14 protein-coding genes are annotated in these 18,129 nt (G+C 42.2%); 11 read left to right on the plus strand and 3 right to left on the minus strand.

The features are described 5' to 3' along the window. Positions 1-2: 2 nt before the first annotated feature. On the minus strand, positions 3-1,118 hold the full coding sequence (locus tag NK987_RS07310) for a peroxiredoxin family protein (protein ID WP_258424623.1): 1,116 nt from the start codon (positions 1,116-1,118) through the stop codon (positions 3-5). Between the two features lie 235 nt (positions 1,119-1,353). Between NK987_RS07310 and NK987_RS07315 the strand changes: the two genes are divergently transcribed. The 3 genes from NK987_RS07315 to NK987_RS07325 are packed head-to-tail and all read left to right on the plus strand — an operon-like array spanning position 1,354 to position 4,280. Then, positions 1,354-2,646 carry a CitMHS family transporter gene (locus NK987_RS07315; RefSeq protein ID WP_259263295.1) on the plus strand — a complete coding sequence of 431 codons (1,293 nt, stop codon included), beginning with the start codon at positions 1,354-1,356 and terminating at the stop codon, positions 2,644-2,646. A gap of 9 nt (positions 2,647-2,655) precedes the next feature. Next, entirely contained in the window at positions 2,656-3,978 is a 1,323-nt protein-coding gene (locus tag NK987_RS07320; RefSeq protein WP_259263296.1) for an acyclic terpene utilization AtuA family protein, read from the plus strand. Continuing rightward, entirely contained in the window at positions 3,975-4,280 is a 306-nt protein-coding gene (locus tag NK987_RS07325) for an AtuA-related protein (protein ID WP_259263297.1), read from the plus strand. Before NK987_RS07320 ends, NK987_RS07325 begins: the two co-directional genes overlap by 4 nt. 96 nt (positions 4,281-4,376) lie before the next feature. On the opposite strand, the gene NK987_RS07330 is transcribed toward NK987_RS07325, so the two are convergent. Beyond that, positions 4,377-6,029 (minus strand): sulfatase family protein, encoded by a 1,653-nt coding sequence (locus NK987_RS07330; protein ID WP_420841174.1) that lies wholly within the window; start codon positions 6,027-6,029, stop codon positions 4,377-4,379. 315 nt (positions 6,030-6,344) lie between these two features. Here NK987_RS07330 and NK987_RS07335 point away from each other — a divergent pair, with 315 nt between their 5' ends. The 8 genes from NK987_RS07335 (at position 6,345) to NK987_RS07370 (ending at position 15,147) form a co-directional block, all read left to right on the plus strand. Then, positions 6,345-7,211 (plus strand): hypothetical protein, encoded by an 867-nt coding sequence (locus tag NK987_RS07335; RefSeq protein WP_259263299.1) that lies wholly within the window; start codon positions 6,345-6,347, stop codon positions 7,209-7,211. A gap of 298 nt (positions 7,212-7,509) precedes the next feature. Continuing rightward, positions 7,510-8,409 carry a helix-turn-helix domain-containing protein gene (locus NK987_RS07340; protein ID WP_259263300.1) on the plus strand — a complete coding sequence of 300 codons (900 nt, stop codon included), beginning with the start codon at positions 7,510-7,512 and terminating at the stop codon, positions 8,407-8,409. A gap of 371 nt (positions 8,410-8,780) precedes the next feature. Further along, entirely contained in the window at positions 8,781-9,368 is a 588-nt protein-coding gene (locus NK987_RS07345; protein ID WP_259263301.1) for a hypothetical protein, read from the plus strand. Between the two features lie 82 nt (positions 9,369-9,450). After that, complete coding sequence (locus tag NK987_RS07350; RefSeq protein ID WP_259263302.1) at positions 9,451-10,593, plus strand: helix-turn-helix domain-containing protein; 1,143 nt, start codon at positions 9,451-9,453, stop codon at positions 10,591-10,593. A gap of 276 nt (positions 10,594-10,869) precedes the next feature. Then, entirely contained in the window at positions 10,870-11,328 is a 459-nt protein-coding gene (locus NK987_RS07355) for a (2Fe-2S)-binding protein (RefSeq protein WP_259263303.1), read from the plus strand. Positions 11,329-11,339: 11 nt separating this feature from the next. Then, on the plus strand, positions 11,340-13,601 hold the full coding sequence (locus NK987_RS07360) for a xanthine dehydrogenase family protein molybdopterin-binding subunit (protein ID WP_259263304.1): 2,262 nt from the start codon (positions 11,340-11,342) through the stop codon (positions 13,599-13,601). Between the two features lie 115 nt (positions 13,602-13,716). Further along, positions 13,717-14,322: a Crp/Fnr family transcriptional regulator gene (locus NK987_RS07365; RefSeq protein ID WP_259263305.1), complete on the plus strand. Its 606-nt coding sequence runs from the start codon at positions 13,717-13,719 to the stop codon at positions 14,320-14,322. Positions 14,323-14,400: 78 nt separating this feature from the next. After that, positions 14,401-15,147, plus strand: a complete 747-nt coding sequence (locus NK987_RS07370; RefSeq protein ID WP_259263306.1) for a DUF1080 domain-containing protein — start codon at positions 14,401-14,403, stop codon at positions 15,145-15,147. Positions 15,148-15,486: 339 nt separating this feature from the next. Here NK987_RS07370 and NK987_RS07375 read toward each other — a convergent pair whose 3' ends face one another. Then, on the minus strand, positions 15,487-17,484 hold the full coding sequence (locus NK987_RS07375) for a fibrobacter succinogenes major paralogous domain-containing protein (RefSeq protein ID WP_259263307.1): 1,998 nt from the start codon (positions 17,482-17,484) through the stop codon (positions 15,487-15,489). Between the last annotated feature and the right edge of the window lie 645 nt (positions 17,485-18,129).

An 18,129-nucleotide genomic window follows, 5' to 3' on the forward strand; every position in this document is an offset into this window, starting at 1 on the left:
CATTAACCGCCCTTATTCAATTTCACCATCAATTCATCTGAATACCCTACTTCCACATTTTCTATTTTGCCTGACTCATCGATCAGAAAAAAGGTAGGGTAGCCGCTTACACCGTATGCTTCTCCCACCGATTTGGCGTCGATGAGGACAGGAAATGGAACAGTCACTCTTGAAACGTATTTCTCCATTTTTTCCTTGGGATCTACGGGATTGATATACAAGGGAACCATGTTGGCTGCAAATTCGAAATTCGGTTTGCTGAATTCTTCCAATGCGACTTTGCACCAACCGCAATTGATCATTGAGAAGTCAAGCAAAACCTTTTTACCTCTGAAATCTGAAAGTTTGACCGTATTCCCGTCAAGGTCTTTGAGTTCAAAATCAGGAGCAATTTCGCCTTTAGCCAATATTTTGGGAGATTCTTTGTCAGTCTGTCCATCGATTTTTGAAAGGTAGCCCTTGGGTGGATTGATCCTCAAAGAGTCTTTAATTGCGGAGAATTCATATTCCTCAAAAACATTTTCAATCAATTGGCTTCTTTTTCCATCGTGGTACAACCTGCGCGATAACAAATTCACAGTCAGGTTGGCAGGATTGATAAACATGTTGTTTTCTAGGTAAATCTTCTTTTCACTGATCATAGTATCCATTTCTACCCAATAGAAGTTCAGGTGGGTTTTTCCATTGATTGCCGTGTCCTGTTTATAAATCCATGGTGACTTTTTTAAAAGATTTACAGGAGAAAAATCCAGGTAGGTATTTGAACTCGCAAAATTTTCATTTCCAGGTTTGGTTTCCTCTGAATGAATCGTCACAGTGCTGTCCTTGTGATTGATGGTGGTCAATACATCATCCAGATAGGATAATTCTGAATCTTTTCTCCTGCCTATGTAATTGTATTCAAAAAATATATTTGGATGTTTTTGAAGCTTCAACTCATATAAAAACGTATCGACTTCTCCCAATAAAGGATTTTCCCACAGCATCACCTGTTTAAAGCTGACTTGCTCTGCAGCATAAAATTTTTCTTTGGCCCCCTGAAAAACCTCCTCAGGAGTTTTTTCTTTAGCACATCCAAATATCACAAGAGCCAAAAAGAGAAGTAAATAATTTTTCATAGTCACAACAAGCTGATTTAATGAAATTCAATTTATAAGAAACTGTTTAGTTTAAAAAATATTTAGTCTTACTTGGTTTATTTTCTCTTTGAATATTTGGCTTCCTGATTTTCTATTTTAGAGTTATCTGAAGAAATTTTATTTTATCCTGATCGCTAGGAAATCCTTATACGCGGATTTTTGGATATTTGAATCCCCGATTTTGAAAGATTGGAATTTCTTCCAATTTTGCGCCATGCTGGCTTTTTATGGATTGTTGACTATTGGGGTATTGTTGTTTTTGGTTATTTCCAAAAAAGCCTCGCCTGTGGTAGCGCTGATTTTGGTGCCTCTGATTACGGGTTTAGCGGCTGGATTTGCTTCTGAATTATCGGCAATGGTGGGAGAGGGGCTCAAAGGCATTGCGCCAACAGCCGTCATGTTTGTTTTTGCCATTTTGTTTTTTGGGGTGCTGATGGATGCAGGGACTTTTGATCCGATCATTTCCCGGACCTTGCAATTGGCAGGAAATGATCCTGTGAAAATAACCATTGCCACTGCGTTTTTGGCCATGTTGGTCCATTTGGATGGTTCAGGCGCCACTACCTTCCTCATCGTAATTCCTGCATTGCTTCCAGTCTATGATGCGATGGGAATGAAAAGACTCACACTTGCCACTATTGTGGCCATCGCTGCCGGGACGATGAATATCCTGCCTTGGGGAGGTCCCACTATCAGGGCGGCGGCATCTTTGAAAGTGGAGGTGATGGACCTGTTTTTCCCTATCATGATTCCAGTAATCATTGGATTATTGACCGTATTGGGTATCGCCTTTTACCTTGGCAAAAAGGAAAAAAACAGGCTAGGTACAGAAATGATAAAGATGGCTGAGGGATATGCTGCTCTGGAAAAAGACAACAAGCTGATCCGTCCAAAATTATTTTACTTCAACCTTGCTTTGATTCTATTGGCCATTACAACCATGATGGCAGCTTGGGCTCCGCCTTATGTGGTATTTATGTTGGCATTTGCTATAGCGATCACAGTCAACTATCCCAAAATGGAAGACCAAAGGCACCGCATCGATGCCCATGCCAAATCGGCCTTGCTGATGGCATCCATTCTATTTGGGGCAGGGGTTTTTACAGGAGTTTTAAAAGGAACAGGGATGATGGATGCCATGGCGGCAGGTATCTCAGACATTTTGCCACAGACTTTGGGGATGCAGCTTCCCCTTATCACGGGGATTTTGGCTATGCCTGCAAGTCTGCTTTTTGATCCGGATTCATTTTATTTTGGGATGCTGCCGCTTTTGGCCAATACCGCTGAGACTTTTGGAAGCTCGGGTATTCAAGTGGGAAAAGCTGCGATTTTAGGTCAGATGACCACTGGTTTTGCCGTAAGTCCTTTGACAGGCTCCACATTTTTGCTGATCGGGTTGGCCGGCGTGGACCTCGGGGAGCATCAGGTCAAGACCATCCCTTGGGCTTTTTTGGTTACCTTGGTGATGCTCTCAGTTTCCATTTTGATGGGGGTAATAGTTGTTTAATTCAGGAATATGAAAAAATCAATCAGGATTGGCAGCGGTGCGGGTTTCTCGGGAGACAGGATAGAACCTGCTCTCATCCTCACCGAAAAGGGCAATCTGGACTACCTGGTGCTGGAATGTCTTGCCGAAAGGACCATTGCCTTGGCACAAAAGCAAAAGCAAATCAACCCCTCACTTGGTTATGATCCACTGCTTGAACGAAGGATAGAAGGACTGTTGCCCTTACTGGTAAAGCACCGTACACGTTTGGTTACTAATATGGGTGCAGCCAATCCTTTGGCCGCAGGAAATAAAATCATTGAAATTGCCAAAAAGCAAGGACTGAAAGTGAAAGTTGCCGTGGTGCTTGGTGACGATGTTTTGTCACTTTTGGATCCAGAAGAAAACTGCCTCGAAACGGGTTTACCGCTCCAGTCTCATGGCAAAATCGTCTCTGCCAATGCCTATTTGGGAATTGACGCGTTATTGCCTGCTTTGCAATCCGAGGCGGATATAATTCTGACCGGAAGGGTTGCGGATCCTTCACTTTTTTTGGCTCCGATGGTGCATGAGTTTTCTTGGGATAGCAATAATCCTGTGTTGATGGGAAAAGGAACTGTCATTGGGCATTTGTTGGAATGCGCAGGACAGATCACGGGTGGATATTTTGCAGATCCTGTCAGCAAGCCTGTTGATGGGCTGGAAAACCTTGGATTTCCATTTGCTGACATTCTCGACAACGGAACGGCTACCATCTCCAAAGTACCAGGAACAGGAGGGAAGGTAAGTGTCCAAACAGCCAAGGAACAGATTTTGTACGAAGTCATTGATCCTGGTAATTATATTACGCCTGATGTGGTGGCAGATTTCAAGGAAGTTACTATTGATCAAATTGAAAATGATACAATACAGATCTCTGGAGGAAGCGGCAAATCCAAACCTGAAAAACTCAAAGTCAGTGTAGGTTATGAAGCAGGATTTGTGGGTGAAGGGGAGATTTCCTATGCAGGTGCCAATGCCTTGACAAGGGCCAAATTAGCCGGGGTCATCATTGAAAAACGGATCGGCCACCTGTATCCTGAATTCCGAATCGACTACATCGGTCTGAATTCACTCCATGGTACTGATTTTGGAAACGTAACCACTCCCTATGAGATCAGGCTGAGGGTCTCAGGAAAATCCAAGGACCAAAAAACTGCGGCACTTATCGGTGAAGAGGTCGAAGCACTTTATACCAACGGGCCTGCAGGGGGAGGGGGAGCAAGGAAAAGCGTCCGGGAACTTTTAGGAGTAGTGTCAGTTTTGATGGACCGGAACAAGGTCAAAACAACTTTTGAAATTTTAGAATCATGATCAAACTTTCCAAAATAGCTCACAGCCGGGCAGGAGATAAAGGAAATATCCTGATGCTTTCTCTCATTCCTTTTGAGGAAAAGCATTATGGATTGTTGTTGGAGAAAGTAACTGCCGAAAAGGTAAAAGAACATCTTTCACATCTGATTAAGGGTGAGGTGATCCGCTATGAAATTCCAGGGATTCATGCCTTACAATTTACCTGCTATCAGGCTTTGGGGCCGGGTGTGACCACTTCTCTGGCCTTGGATGCCCATGGGAAATCTCTGAGTTATGCCCTATTGGAAATGGAGATTGAGTAGTGCCAAAAGATAAAATTTAGATTTTCTAATTTTTTTCAAATCGTCATACCAATCAAAAGTTTACCATCATTTCATCTACTTTTTTCCGAAGGAAGATTATTTTCCTGCCTGCTCTATTTTACTCCTTCTTTCCTTAATTGCTTCGACTTTTTCCTTGGTAACGCCAAACACTTTGCCGTCGGCTGCATCCTTCATAAAGTCATCGATATAGCGTTGACTGAGTTGGGAGTTGTCCTTGTATTTTGCCCTCAGTGCTTCTAGCCGCTTATGAAGATCTTCCCTGATCTCGGCATAGGCCGGATCTTGGTAGACATTGCGGAGCTCCATGGGATCATTTTTACGGTCGATCAGTTCCCATTGGTCTTCTACATAGTAGTAATGGATCAGCTTGTACTCCTTTGTCACGATGGCATAATGACGGTTGACCATGTGCTCCGCGGGGTATTCGTAGTAATGATAGTACACGGCATCCCTTGTCCATTTCTCTTGCTGTCCTGTGAGAAGCGGAACCAAGCTTTCCCCCTGCATGTCCTCCGGTGCTTGGACGCCTGCAGCCTCCAAGAATGTCTGGGCAAAATCAAGGTTTTGAACCAGTTCATCTGAGCGGGTACCGGCCTTCACCTGCCCCGGCCAAGCCACCAAAAGCGGGGTTTTGAAAGATTCATCATAGATGAAGCGCTTGTCATACCAGCCGTGCTCCCCCAAATAAAAACCCTGATCCGAAGTATAGACGATGATGGTATTCTCCATCAGGTCATTGGCTTCAAGGTAATCGAGAAGCCTTCCGACATTTTCGTCAACAGCCTGGATAGTTCCAAGATAATCCTGCATGTACCGTTGGTATTTCCATTTCATCTTGTCCTGATCGGTCATGGAGGGATAAGCTTTTTTGAAGTCTTCATTGACTTTGGAATAGGCCTTCATGAAACTGGCTTCTTGGGAAGGAGTGAAGCGGCTGTACTCATTTTCATAGCGGCGTTTGTCAAACCCGATTTCGGGTATCCCCAATTCATCCATCACTTCAGGAAAAACCTTATTGTCCCCCGCCCAACTCATGTGCTTCAGGATATTCATCTCTGCCTCTCCCGCCGGAGAGGTCCTGCCTGCATAATCATCAAAAAGTGTAGCAGGCTCCGGAAAAGTCCGCGTCGTGAATTCCTCCAAATGACGCTCAGCCATCAGCCAAGACCTGTGTGGCGCCTTGTGCAGGTACATCAGCATAAAGGGCTGCTCTGCTTTTCGTTCATTTTGGAGCCAATCCAAGGTCATATCCGTCACGATGTCCGTCACATAGCCGTCTAAGGTGATATTGCCTTCGTTTTTGGTGATAAATTCCGGATTGTAATATGCCCCCTGACCGGGAAGTATTTTGAACTGGTCAAAGCCTTTGGGATTGTTACCAAAATGGAGTTTGCCAAACATGGCGGTCTGGTAACCTGCCTCCTGAAGGAGCTGTGGAAAGGTCACATTGGTGGTGTCGAAATGGAAATGGTTGTCCACTTTCCCGTTCATATGGGAATGTTTTCCGGTCAATATGGTGGCCCTGCTTGGCGCACAGATCGAATTTGTCACGCTTGCATTGGTAAAGAGCATGCCCATTTTTGCAATCCTGTCGATATTGGGAGTCTGGATCAAGCGGTCATCATAGGCGGAGATGGCTTGGTAAGCATGGTCATCCGACATGATAAAAATGATGTTGGGGCGCTTTGGAGCCTGCTCTTCTTCCTTCGCAGGATTGCAGCCAATCATGGCGACCGAGATTAAAACCAAAACTAATTTTAATAGTGACTTCATAATAGCAGGTTTTTGGGGTTTTTTAAAATTAGGAAAACATTCCTGAAAAGCTTTCGAACATATCGGCAATTACATGGAAGGAATGTTTTTTAAAGATTTTCGAACAAATGGATAATGTTGCCTGACATCCTTGAATAAACCTTATGTATTTTCCCCATCAGCAATTGTTTGAAAATCGTAATTTTTGCTTTGAAAAAAGTTAATATTACCATTTCTCATTTGGTAATTTTGTACACTCGAACTAAGTAAAAAGCATTCAAAAACAGGAACATGACGCAGTATTTCCAAAATATAGGAGAAGAACCATCGCCAAAACCACAGGAAAGACACTATTTGATTTTTGGTCTTGATAGGTTGGCCTTGAGAAAAGCGATGATCCTTTTGGTGTTCGTTCTATTTATAAGTACGGGTGTTTTTGCTCAGGATAATTCCGGAAAAGGACCAAGCTATTTCCGTGGCAATATCAGTGTGACCAACAACGGACTTTCTCTCATTCCGGCATTTTCGCTTGGGAGACCGGCAGCGATTTTCGAAATGTCGATGGGCGGCGAAAGGCTGAGTTTCGATCCCGAACTGCGTTTCGCATTGGATGGTAAGCCTTGGTCTTTTGTCTTTTGGTGGCGGTACAAAATCGTCAAGTCCGGTAAATTTAACCTGCATGTCGGCGCGCATCCTGCCTTTATTTTCACTACTACCATGGAGCCTGATGCCAATGGTCAGATGGTCGAAACCACCAAGACCCAAAGGTTTTTTGCAGCAGAAATCTCGCCCTCCTACACCATCAGTCCAAAAACCAAACTGAGTTTTCTCTACCTCGCAGGGAGAAGTTTGGGCAAAGTCCCTTATTCACTCAATCAATTTGTGACCATTGGGCCTTCATTTACCAATATTCCTATTTCCCAGAAATATTTCTTCAATGCCCGTCCTCAGGTGTTTTACCTCAAGATGAATGAAAAAGATGGATTCTTTGCCAGTTCATCCATGGTCATAGGAAGGAAAAATTTTCCGATATCTCTGGGAGGAATTGTCAGTAAAGTGATAGTGTCTGAGATTGAAGTGGACAACTGGATCTGGAACATCAGTCTGATCTATTCCTTCAACAATGAATTTGTCAAAAGATCGAATCCGATACTTTAAATAGATATTAGTGGATACTGGATATTAATTGATATTGGTTGGAGTCAAAGAAGAAATATGGTGGAAATAAATAGAAATAAAGTTGAAATAGGTTGCGGAACTTAAGCCTCAATTTCTGCCACTCAGGCTTGATGCTTAAAAATTATATCGCCGCAGGCTTATATCAATATATATCGCACAGCTTATATCATTTCTATATCGCCGAAGGCTTATATCAATATATTTCGCGCAGCATATATCTTTCAAATATCACCGCAGGCATATATCTATTTCCCCGAAGGCATATATCATTAAAAACATGGACAAACCCGAAAGTCTTGAAGAATTTTACAAAAGGAAATTCAATTGGCTTCCTGAGAATATCAGGAACGACATCGGGCATTTCAACATGTTCCGGTTGGAACCTTATACCCAAGGAAAAACCACCTCTATACCTTACCGGAGACGGGATTTCTATAAGGTCATGTTGGTAAAAGGCAAAAGTGAAGTGTTCTATGCGGATCAGGTCATCGAGGTCAAAAAGCAGGCATTGGCATTTTCCAATCCTTTGATCCCCTACAAATGGGAGCACCATGAGAACCTGAAAGGCCAATACTGCATCTTCAACCAACATTTCATGCATGACTTTGGCAATATCAGCCAATATGAAATCTTCCAGCCAACCGGCAACCACGTCTTCGAACTTTCCGACCAACAGGTGGAGGAAGTGGAGGCGGTTTTTAAGAAAATGGAAACCGACTTCAGCTCGGAATACAAATACAAGTATGACAGCATCCGAAGTCTGATCCTGGAACTCATCCATTATGGACTCAAGCTGCAGCCCAATACCTTGGCCGACAGACAGCCATTCAATGCCGCCCAAAGGATATCCGCCATGTTTTTGGAATTGCTCGAAAGGCAGTTTCCCGTCGAGGACAACCATCCCCAAATCGACCTGCGCTCAGCTTCCGAATTTGCTGAGCACCTCAATGTCCACGTCAACCACCTCAACCGCGCCGTCAAAGAAACCACCGGTAAAACCACCTCACAGGTGATCGCTGAAAAGCTAATACAGGAAGCCAAAGTCCTGCTCAAACACAGCAAATGGAATGTGGGAGAAATAGCATTTGCTTTGGGATTTACTGAAGTGACCCATTTCAACAACTTTTTCAAAAAACACCTGCAGACCAGTCCGTTAAAATTCAGAGCAGGACAGTAATTCCATAAGTTTTTTCAACCCCGGATGCTTTTGACTTCCGACAGACCAAGAGTCAGATGATGAACCAACATCTTAAAGTAGACTCTCGCTTTGTCAAATGTACTCTCGATTTTTTTAAAGAGGTGAAGCTTCGCTGATTGGGATTTTACTTTGTGTGACCACAATATTTTAATTATAACCTGAGTGAGAAATTTCTTCCTTTTGCCAACTTTTGGACCTTCTCCTTGTTAGGTCTCAAATTATTTGAGACCTCAAAATATTCCATTTGAGGTCTCAAAACATATTTTAAGGCGATTGGTGAAAATGTATGGGTTTTCTTTGGACATCAAATCAGACACAGGTGTGTCAAAAAACTTAAACACGAAAGAAAAATGAAAACACTCACGCTCCTCACATCTATGCTTTTTGCTACCGTATTGATGGTAAAAAACGAAAAAATTGAAATCGGCTCTATGAAGTCCGTAGAACTCACTTATCCGGAATTTGCTACTTATGATGTCAACCTGAGCAACTCCTCAGGAACGCCTATTGATGTTTCGGTCATTAACCCAATCACCAACAAGCAAGTAAAGGGGTTTGGCCTTGGCGGATACGGGAATGCAACCGTCTCTGTAGACGAAAACCACATTCTCAAGCTCAGGAATAATTCCTTGAAAAACATGAGTCTTTCCATTGATTTTGTAAAGAAGAAGCCTGATACCTATAATCCCGAAAATGCCCCTACAGTGAATTTTACACTACACAATTCTTCACTCAAATCAATCCCGTTGATCATTCCTGATGTAATGAACCCAAACCTGTCCCCCATGTCCAATAGTGGCGTTTCCCTCAAAATGGGCCAGAAGATTTACTATAAAAGCGGTTCAAAAAAAGTGGTGCTGCTCACCGTGGATGATTCTATCCGGCCGGGTGATAAAATTGATGTAGCCAAATTGATCCGAGACATCAAAAAAGATTGATAATTTAGAACCCAAAGGTTTGAAGTAAGCCAACCCCCTCAAAGGTTGGCTTACCTCTTGCCGCACCTCTCATTCCAAATACATGTCAATTTATACCACACCCCTTCAGTTCGGCTATTTTTTCAGCCTTTTACTCTGGATTCTACTCCTCATCAGGGGCTACAAAAACCAACGGCTTTCAGACAAACTACTTGGGTGGATCATGTTTATCCTCGCCATGGAATTGCAGGATTATACCTTTGGTTTTGCGGGGATTAATTTCCTTTGGAATGAGCTGAATGGTTTTCCAAGAAGTGTGAGCCTGTTATTTGGTCCCATCGTTTATTTCTATTTTTTAGCCCAGACCAACCGTTCTTTTGTTCTCAAAAAGACCCATTTATGGCATTTCCTTCCCTATGTGGCATACGTTCTTTACAAGCTTTTCTTCTTTTTACAAGGACCTGAAAGGGTAGAAATCCTGCACCAATCTACCCTCGACCTTGTGATGACTTATGTGCTGAGGATCTGTCTGATTGGTTCTTTTGTTTATTACTTGTCTAAATGTTCGTCCATTTACAGAAAATACCGAAAGTGGAGCCTCGATCAGTTTAGCAACCTCGAGCTTATTGATTTCAAATGGTTTCGGAATTTCATCTTTTGTATGATTTTCTGGCTGATTTTTAGAGAATTTATGCATGTGATGGATGTTATTTTTGAGTTGGATTTTTATCAGGATTGGTGGTGGAACCTCGCCTTGGCAGCCGTGGCCATATATATCGGTCTGAAAGGTTTTTCCCAAAAGCAGCCTGCAAGGATCAGTTTTGACCTCGATAAAGTTGATAGTTTTATAAAACATGAAGCTTCGGTATTGCCGGAGAAAACGGTCAGTACCAAAGGTGTGGATTCCGAAAAGGTTCAAATAGCCAAAAAGCTTAAAGAAATCATGGAAAATGACAGTCTTTATCTTCAACCTGAATTGAGCTTACAAGAACTTGCCCAATACCTACAGACCAATCCTGCCCTTCTTTCAGCAGCCATCAACCAGGTTTTTGGCAAAAACTTCAATGAATATATCAATGGCCTCAGGATTGACGAATTTGTCAGAAAGTACAATGCAGACAGCAACCATAGGTTTACACTATTGTCACATGCCTTGGATTCCGGCTTCAATTCCAAAGCAACTTTTAACCGGGCCTTTAAGAAAATAAAAGGGAGCTCACCACAGGAATTTTTGAACTCGCAGTAATTGAAAGGAAGTGACTCTCAAAAAAACGTCAATTATTTCAGGGATTGATAAATGATGAATGAAATCTCTTCGCCCCATTTTTACCTTCACTAACCGAATTTTATAATTAATCTGTCATTTCAGAAAATATGGGCTAAAACAATTACTGACTTCATTGTCCGGTTGACTTCCTTCCAATTTTTTCAACCAATAGCTTGATTACAAGAATAATCTGTTTGATTTCCGTAAGAAATTGACCATCATAAAAACCTATCTTTAGACTTAAATTTCAATTCTATGGCAACGATAAACCTAAACGTCAACAGTAAAAAGCAGACAATAGACGTGGACCCCAACACGCCTGTCCTGTGGGTGTTGAGAGACCACCTCAACCTGACCGGTACAAAATATGGTTGTGGCATCGCACAATGCGGGGCTTGCACCATTCACTTGGGAGGCATAGCCGTCCGTTCCTGTCAATTGCCTGTTTCGAGTGTAGAAAATCAGGAAATTACGACCATTGAAGGGCTTTCCGAAAACGGAGACCACCCTGTGCAGCAAGCTTGGCTCGAGCATGATGTTCCTCAATGTGGCTATTGTCAGGCCGGTCAAATCATGACTGCCGTGGCTTTGTTGAAAAACAACCCAACTCCGAGTGATGCGGAAATTGAAACCGAAATGAACGGAAACATCTGCCGCTGCGGAACATACCTCAGAATCAAAGAAGCTGTGAAAACCGCCTCCAAATCATTGTAAATCCAAGGACCATGAAATTAGCAAACAAGCATATCAATAGAAGGTCTTTCCTCAAAGTATCTGCACTTGCAGGCGGGGGAATGGTGCTCAGTTTTAGCTGGTTGGCGGGTTGTAAACCTACCACTGAGGAAGAACTTTTAGCCATGCCAAAAGAATGGTTTGAAATGAACAGTTACATCAAAATCGGAGAAAACGGAACAGTGACCCTTTTCTCCCCAAATCCGGAATTTGGCTCCAATGTCAAAACTTCCATGCCGATGATATTAGCTGATGAGCTGGATATTGATTGGAAAAAGGTAATGGTCGAACAGGCTGATTTTTTCCCTGCACGATATGATAGGCAGTTTACCGGAGGAAGTCAAGGCATCCGTCAAGGATGGACACCATTGCGAACTGCGGGTGCCACTGCACGTCAGATGCTCGTCAACGCAGCTGCACAGACTTGGCAGGTTCCCGCCGAAGAAATCACCACCGAAGCAGGAAATATCATCCACAAAGCAAGGAACAAGAAAGCAGGCTATGGAGAAATGGCTTCCTTGGCATCCACAATGCCTGTGCCTGAGGAAGTCAAATTGAAAGAAATCAAAGATTTCAAAATCATCGGCAACAGCAAGAAGAATGTAGAAGGTCAGAAAATCGTGACCGGAAAACCTCTTTTTGCCATCGACCATAAGGTGGATGGAATGCTTTACGCTGTCATCGTCCATCCTCCGGGATTCGGGATGAAGCTGAAAGCCTTTGATGGAGCTTCCGTAAAGTCCATGCCCGGTGTCAAAGATGTGTTTTCTATCAAGGTATTCAATAATGACTATGAAAGGAATTTCTTTGATACAGCTACTTTTGACGAAATGGTAGCCATTGTCGGTAATTCCACATGGGAAGTACTGAATGCCAAAAAAGCTTTGAAAGTTGATTGGGAAAAAGCACCGGAGTCTTCCTTTGCGGTGGATGCACGTGGAAACAAAATCACCATCAAAGTGCCTGCAGGATTGGAAAACTCTGCGGACCACAAAGCCAAAATGACAGAGTATTCCCAAAAGCCCGGCAATATTCTCAGAAGGGACGGCGACCCTGAAGCTGCATTCAAAAAAGCGGCAAAAATCATCGAAAGCACCTATACTGCCCCTTTCCTGGCCCACAATACCATGGAGCCGTTGAACTGTTTTGCCCATGTGACGGCGGATCAGGCGGTCATCTATGGACCTACACAGGCACCGGAATTTATCATCGGGACACTTTCCAACAGGCTTGGATTGCCCAAAGAAAAAATCCAGATCAACCTAGCCCGCATGGGAGGAGGATTTGGACGCAGGGCTTACAGCCACCAAATGGTGGAGGCAGCCTTAATTTCCCAAAAAGTAAATGCGCCTATCAAAATGACCTACACCAGGGAGGATGACATGACCTCGGGTGTTTACAGACCTACTTATTCTGCTACTTATCGTGCGGCTTTGGATGAAAACAACAACCTGACCGCATTTCATGTGAAGGCAGGAGGGATTCCTGAGACCCCGATTGCGCCAAACAGGTTTCCTGCCGGAGCGATTGACAACTACCTTGCGGAAGGTTGGGAAATCAATTCCAACATCACCATCGGTGCTTTCCGTGCGCCAAGGTCCAACTTTATCGCCAGCGCGGAGCAATCCTTCCTCGATGAATTGGCCGAAGAAATGGGCAAAGATCCGATTGCATTCAGACTTGAACTTCTTGATCGTGCTAAAACCAATCCTGTTGGAGAAAAGAACGATTACGACGCTGCCCGCTATGCAGGCGTATTGGAACTCGTCCGGGAAAAATCAAATTGGAATACCCCCGAGCCAAATGTACACCGCGGAGTTTCAGCATATTTCTGCCACAATTCCTATGTAGCCGAGGTATTGGGTATTGAGATCCAAAACAACAAACCTGTGGTCAAGAATGTCATTGCGGCAGTAGACTGCGGCATCGTGGTCAACCCGGATGCAGCAGCAAATATGGGAGAAGGTGCCATCGTGGATGGTATCGGCAATGCCTTCTTTGGCGAGCTGTCTTTCAAGGACGGGATTCCCGAAAAGTCAAACTTTGACAAATACAGGATGATCAGACAGATGGAATCACCAAAATCCATTGAAGTCCATTTCGTGAAAAACGACATCGATCCTACCGGACTTGGCGAACCGCTTTTCCCACCTGTCTTTGCGGCATTGGCCAATTCCCTGTACAAAGCCACCGGAATAAGGTATTACGACCAGCCTTTTCATCCCCAAATGGAATTGAAGGGTTTGAATATGTAAGAGTGTAAACATCCCCTAAACCAATAACCGCATTCCATTCATTTGGACGCGGTTTTTTTGTATTGGCCATTCCTATTTATATTTGATTGGCTTCAGAGATCGGGATTTTCTATTTATGTATATCAATTCAAAAACATCAACCTGCAAACCACTCCTCGATTATTTCGGGAAACTGATTCCTTTGAAGCGGGAGGAGAAAGAATTGGTTGAAGCAAAATTCCATCCCCACACTTTTGCAAAAAAGCAGTTTGCCTTACATGAGGGTAAAGTATGTGACCATTTTGATTTTGTGGTAAAAGGATGTCTCCGGCTTTTTAAAGTGGATGAAAAAGGAGATTACCACGTTTTTCAGTTTGCGACAGAGAATTATTGGATTCTTGATCTCACAAGTTTTCATAAAAGAATCCCATCCTCCTTGAATATTGAAGCATTGGAAGATACCCTGGTACTTCGTATCACACACCGGGATTTGCTTGATCTGTATATACAGGCCCCAAAGTTTGACAGGATTTTTCGGGTATTGTTGGAAAACCACTTTATGCAGCAACAGGAGCGGATCGGACAGCTGTTTAGTTCTACGGCTGAGGAACGGTACCTGAGTTTTTTGGAACAATATCCTCATCTTTTTAACAGGATTCCCAATACACAGATAGCCTCCTATCTCGGGATTACCCCTGAGTTTTTGAGCAAAATCCGGAAGAACCTCCAAGCCAAGGGCTGATTTCTTAACCTAGTTTAAGGGTATAGGCCGTTGATTATGTTGACCTTTGTAAGGTTATCATCATCAACAAAGAATATCATGTCATTAAAAAAATCCCAATTCATACTTCTGTTGGCATTTTTCACCTTGGGTGTCAACGCGCAAAACCTGAAACTCAAAAACCAGGAGTTTGAACTTCACAATGTCACCGGCGAGGTGGTGAAATTTCAAGGAAAAAAAGTCTTAAAAATCGAACGGGATTTAAATGCCCTCCCTTTTGATTCGACACGCGTAGAGGCCACGGTGGATGAACCACATTATGCTCGGCTTGTAGGATTGGATGACTTCGAAAACGGAACCATTGAAGTCAAGATGTACAGCCAATTACAAAACCCTGCCCCGTACTCAGGCATCGCCGGATTTATCGGTCTTTATTTCAGGATTCAGGAAGATGATTCGGCCTTTGAAAGTATTTATGTGAGACCAAAAGTCGGAAGGTCCGATAACCAACTGCGAAGAAACCACACCGTACAGTACTTCTCTTATCCCGACTTTAAATTTGACACCTTACGGAAGACTGCCCCATTCAGGTATGAAGGTTCTGCCCCAGTGGCCCTCGATGAGTGGATTACCATGAGGATAGAAGTCAATGGTGAATCTGCCGAAATGTATATCAATGACATGAAGTATTCCTCCTTTATCGTAGACAAAATGCTGGGCAAAACCAAAAAGGGATTTGTAGGACTGTATGTGGATATCGGTACGATCGGTTATTTCAGAGATTTGAAAGTTACCAAAAGGGCACTTCAGGTAAAGAAACCTGGAGAAAAGGAAACTGCTATCTGACAGAAAGTATGTGTTGAACTTCTCAGAATGAGGATTTTAAATCCTAAAAAATAAAAGGGTGAGATTACAAATCCCACCCATTCCTAAATCAATTGCATAAACTACTCTCAGACAGGGACAAAAGCATAAGCAATAATTTGGCTTTCCAACAAAAACTAAGAATTGCGAATTTCTACTTTCTTTAGCTAGCAGCTTGGTTTTGACTTTGGTTGTCACCGGCTATGGCTTGGTGGATCATAAATGATAAGGGGCATTTGGGCTTTAGCCGAAAGTATTGCTGGAATTAAATGCTTATGGCTATTTGGCACAAACCCCTAAAGGTTATCACTGTCAAAAAATTTAATCTTTGATACAGCGACAAGATAAACCATAGTTTTTGTATAAGATACCTTTGCCGAAACGCCCATCATTATTCCCACCTTCACCTGCGTAAACAACTCTTCTTGGCGCCCAGTGGACATTTTCCTCTGTGGAGCTCCACCAATGAGTAACATATCCCTCAAACTCAAATACTCCAAGATATGTCCGATAACCAGCGGGAAGAGCCGAAAAACCTGATTGATTTGTTGCAAAAATATTAGTACCACTCCATCCTGTGACTGATTTTATTTTACCTCCGGAAACATTATCACCTCCCAGATAATTTGATAAAGTTGTCCATTCTTCCTCTGAAGGAATATGCCAGCCTGGAGGACAAAGAGATCCAGTTGCTACTGCATACCAGTTATATAACTTGCCGTAAATGGCATCAAAACCTGGATTATTGTTGTAATAGCTCCAAGCAGGCTGTTTTGTTGGATTTACAACATTATCTGAATTGACAAACATTCCTGCCCATGCACTTTCCGAAGGCACCTGTGTTATTCCTCCGGAATAGCGGAGATTTTCTGTAAACCAAGTTTGAGTACCTATCCTAATTACCTTGTAAACATTTCCATCCCTAGGATCGGTAATTGTTTCAACCTTGGCAGTTAAGGTAGCTTCATTCATGAATTCTATATTTCCAAAGACCGAAAGCCCAGAAATTTTATAATCATAAATCAAATAGAAACGAAATGTTTCTACCAAATCTTCATTCGAAGAGAACTTAATAAATAACTTACCATCTTCTTTGGTGATTTCTGCTGAAACTTTAGGATTTGTTATTTCTCCTAAACTCAATTGGTCACTGTGCACCCTTCGATTGGTTGTTTTATAGGTCGAAATAGCCGTATAATCTGTTGGTATGAAGGCAAAATCTAAAGGAATTTTTGATTTTAACTTTTCCCATTCGGTAATCATTGTTTTGACAGCACCCATAAAAGCGGTGACATATGGTACAGTAGAATTCACATCCTCACTGTAAACAGTCCTGTAATTTCTTGATACAAAAAGCTCTGTGGATTCATTGTTTTGGAAGGAATAAACGGTTCTCAGGTTGAATTCTAATATATTATCGGCTACAACCTGCACAAAATCCGCCACTGACTCAATATTTGCCAATAGTTCTTTAATATCCAATAGCATATTCCCAACCGAAATTCCCAAACCTATGGCTGCCCCGACTGAACTTCCAATGATGGGGACAAAAGAACCGGCAAGAAAACCTATCGACACCGCAATTGCGATTTTTCTAATGTACTTGACCACTTTTACAACTGAAGCCACATATTTTCCAGAAACCCTGTTTCCCAAGGCCTCAATGTTTGTCACCACCTCACCAGCAATGCGGGCATTTGGAAAAGAAGCGTTGAGTTCGTTCACAGCCGCAGACAATTCATCCATCCATTCTTTATTGGCCTCGATAAAAAATGCCATTTCTGCCAATTCATTGTCTTTCAACAAGGCTGCTTTGGCATATTGCTCGTCCAAAAATTTCTTAAGGATTGCAATGTCTTTTTCCATTTCAATTTTCTTTTCTCCGACAAGTAAGTCTTTGGTCTTTTCCATGCGGTCGACCTGATTTTGGGACTTGTCCAGATAGGTTTGGATATAATTGGCGGGAGTTTCTTTTAAACTGTGGGCCTTGACCTGAAAAGCGATGTTGTAAGGTTTATTTTTTTCTTGGAATACAAGTTTGTAAGATCCCTGATTGAGTTTGGGAACCATAAAAGTCATGGTGTTTTCAAAAATAGTCAGGTCTATGGTCTCCCCTTCCACATTTCCTTCGATTTCTCCATTGGAAAATTGCCCCTCGGGTAGGTTAATGGTGACTATTTCAAAAATGGAAAGATTCAAGTCTTGGTTGTCCAATTCGACTGCTTCTCCTTCTCTTTTTTCTTCCTCGCTTTCCAACAAAGAACAGCTTCCAAATAGGATAAAAACAAAAACAAGGCAATGATTGATGGCTTTTTTCATATAAGACAAAATTATATGCTTAAATATAAAATAAATGGATCAGTACCATCAAAGCTTCCCAAAAAGTTTTACCAGTGGAGATAAAAGAATAAATGAATAATTCTGAATTAATTTTAGTATCAGGATGGCAATAGTTAATTGCCACCTGCTTTAGCTGATGGATTAAAAAAATTAAAAGAGTCATTTGGGCTTTAGCCAAAAGAAATGGAATAAAAGAAAACCATGGGAGACTCAACGAGGATTAAACTTTTCATAATTTGGAATTAAAATCCCAAAAAATAAAAGGGCAGAATTTGTAATTCCACCCGGCGGGGGTGATCTGTTCAGTAAATCAGCGTGTTCCTCGTCACTCTTTTTTTGCGAAATGCTGTCCGACCAAATAACTGAATTCTCTCACAATATCCACTCCATCACATGCTAATTTTAAATCAATTAATTTTAACCCTAAAAACAACCAAATTAAATTATGCGGTCAATGCGAGAAAAATTATTAATCCTGTGAATTTTTTAGAATAAAAAATATTCAGTTCAAATTGGTTAAAACCTACCCTAATCTTTCTCAAGAGAATCAAATCCTCTATAACAGGAAATTTTCTCAAGCTAGTTGAAAAAGCTGTCATTTTTTACTTAAAATAACAACACTTA

This window comes from Aquiflexum gelatinilyticum (assembly GCF_024813435.1).
Taxonomy (GTDB): Bacteria; Bacteroidota; Bacteroidia; order Cytophagales; family Cyclobacteriaceae; genus Cognataquiflexum; species Cognataquiflexum gelatinilyticum.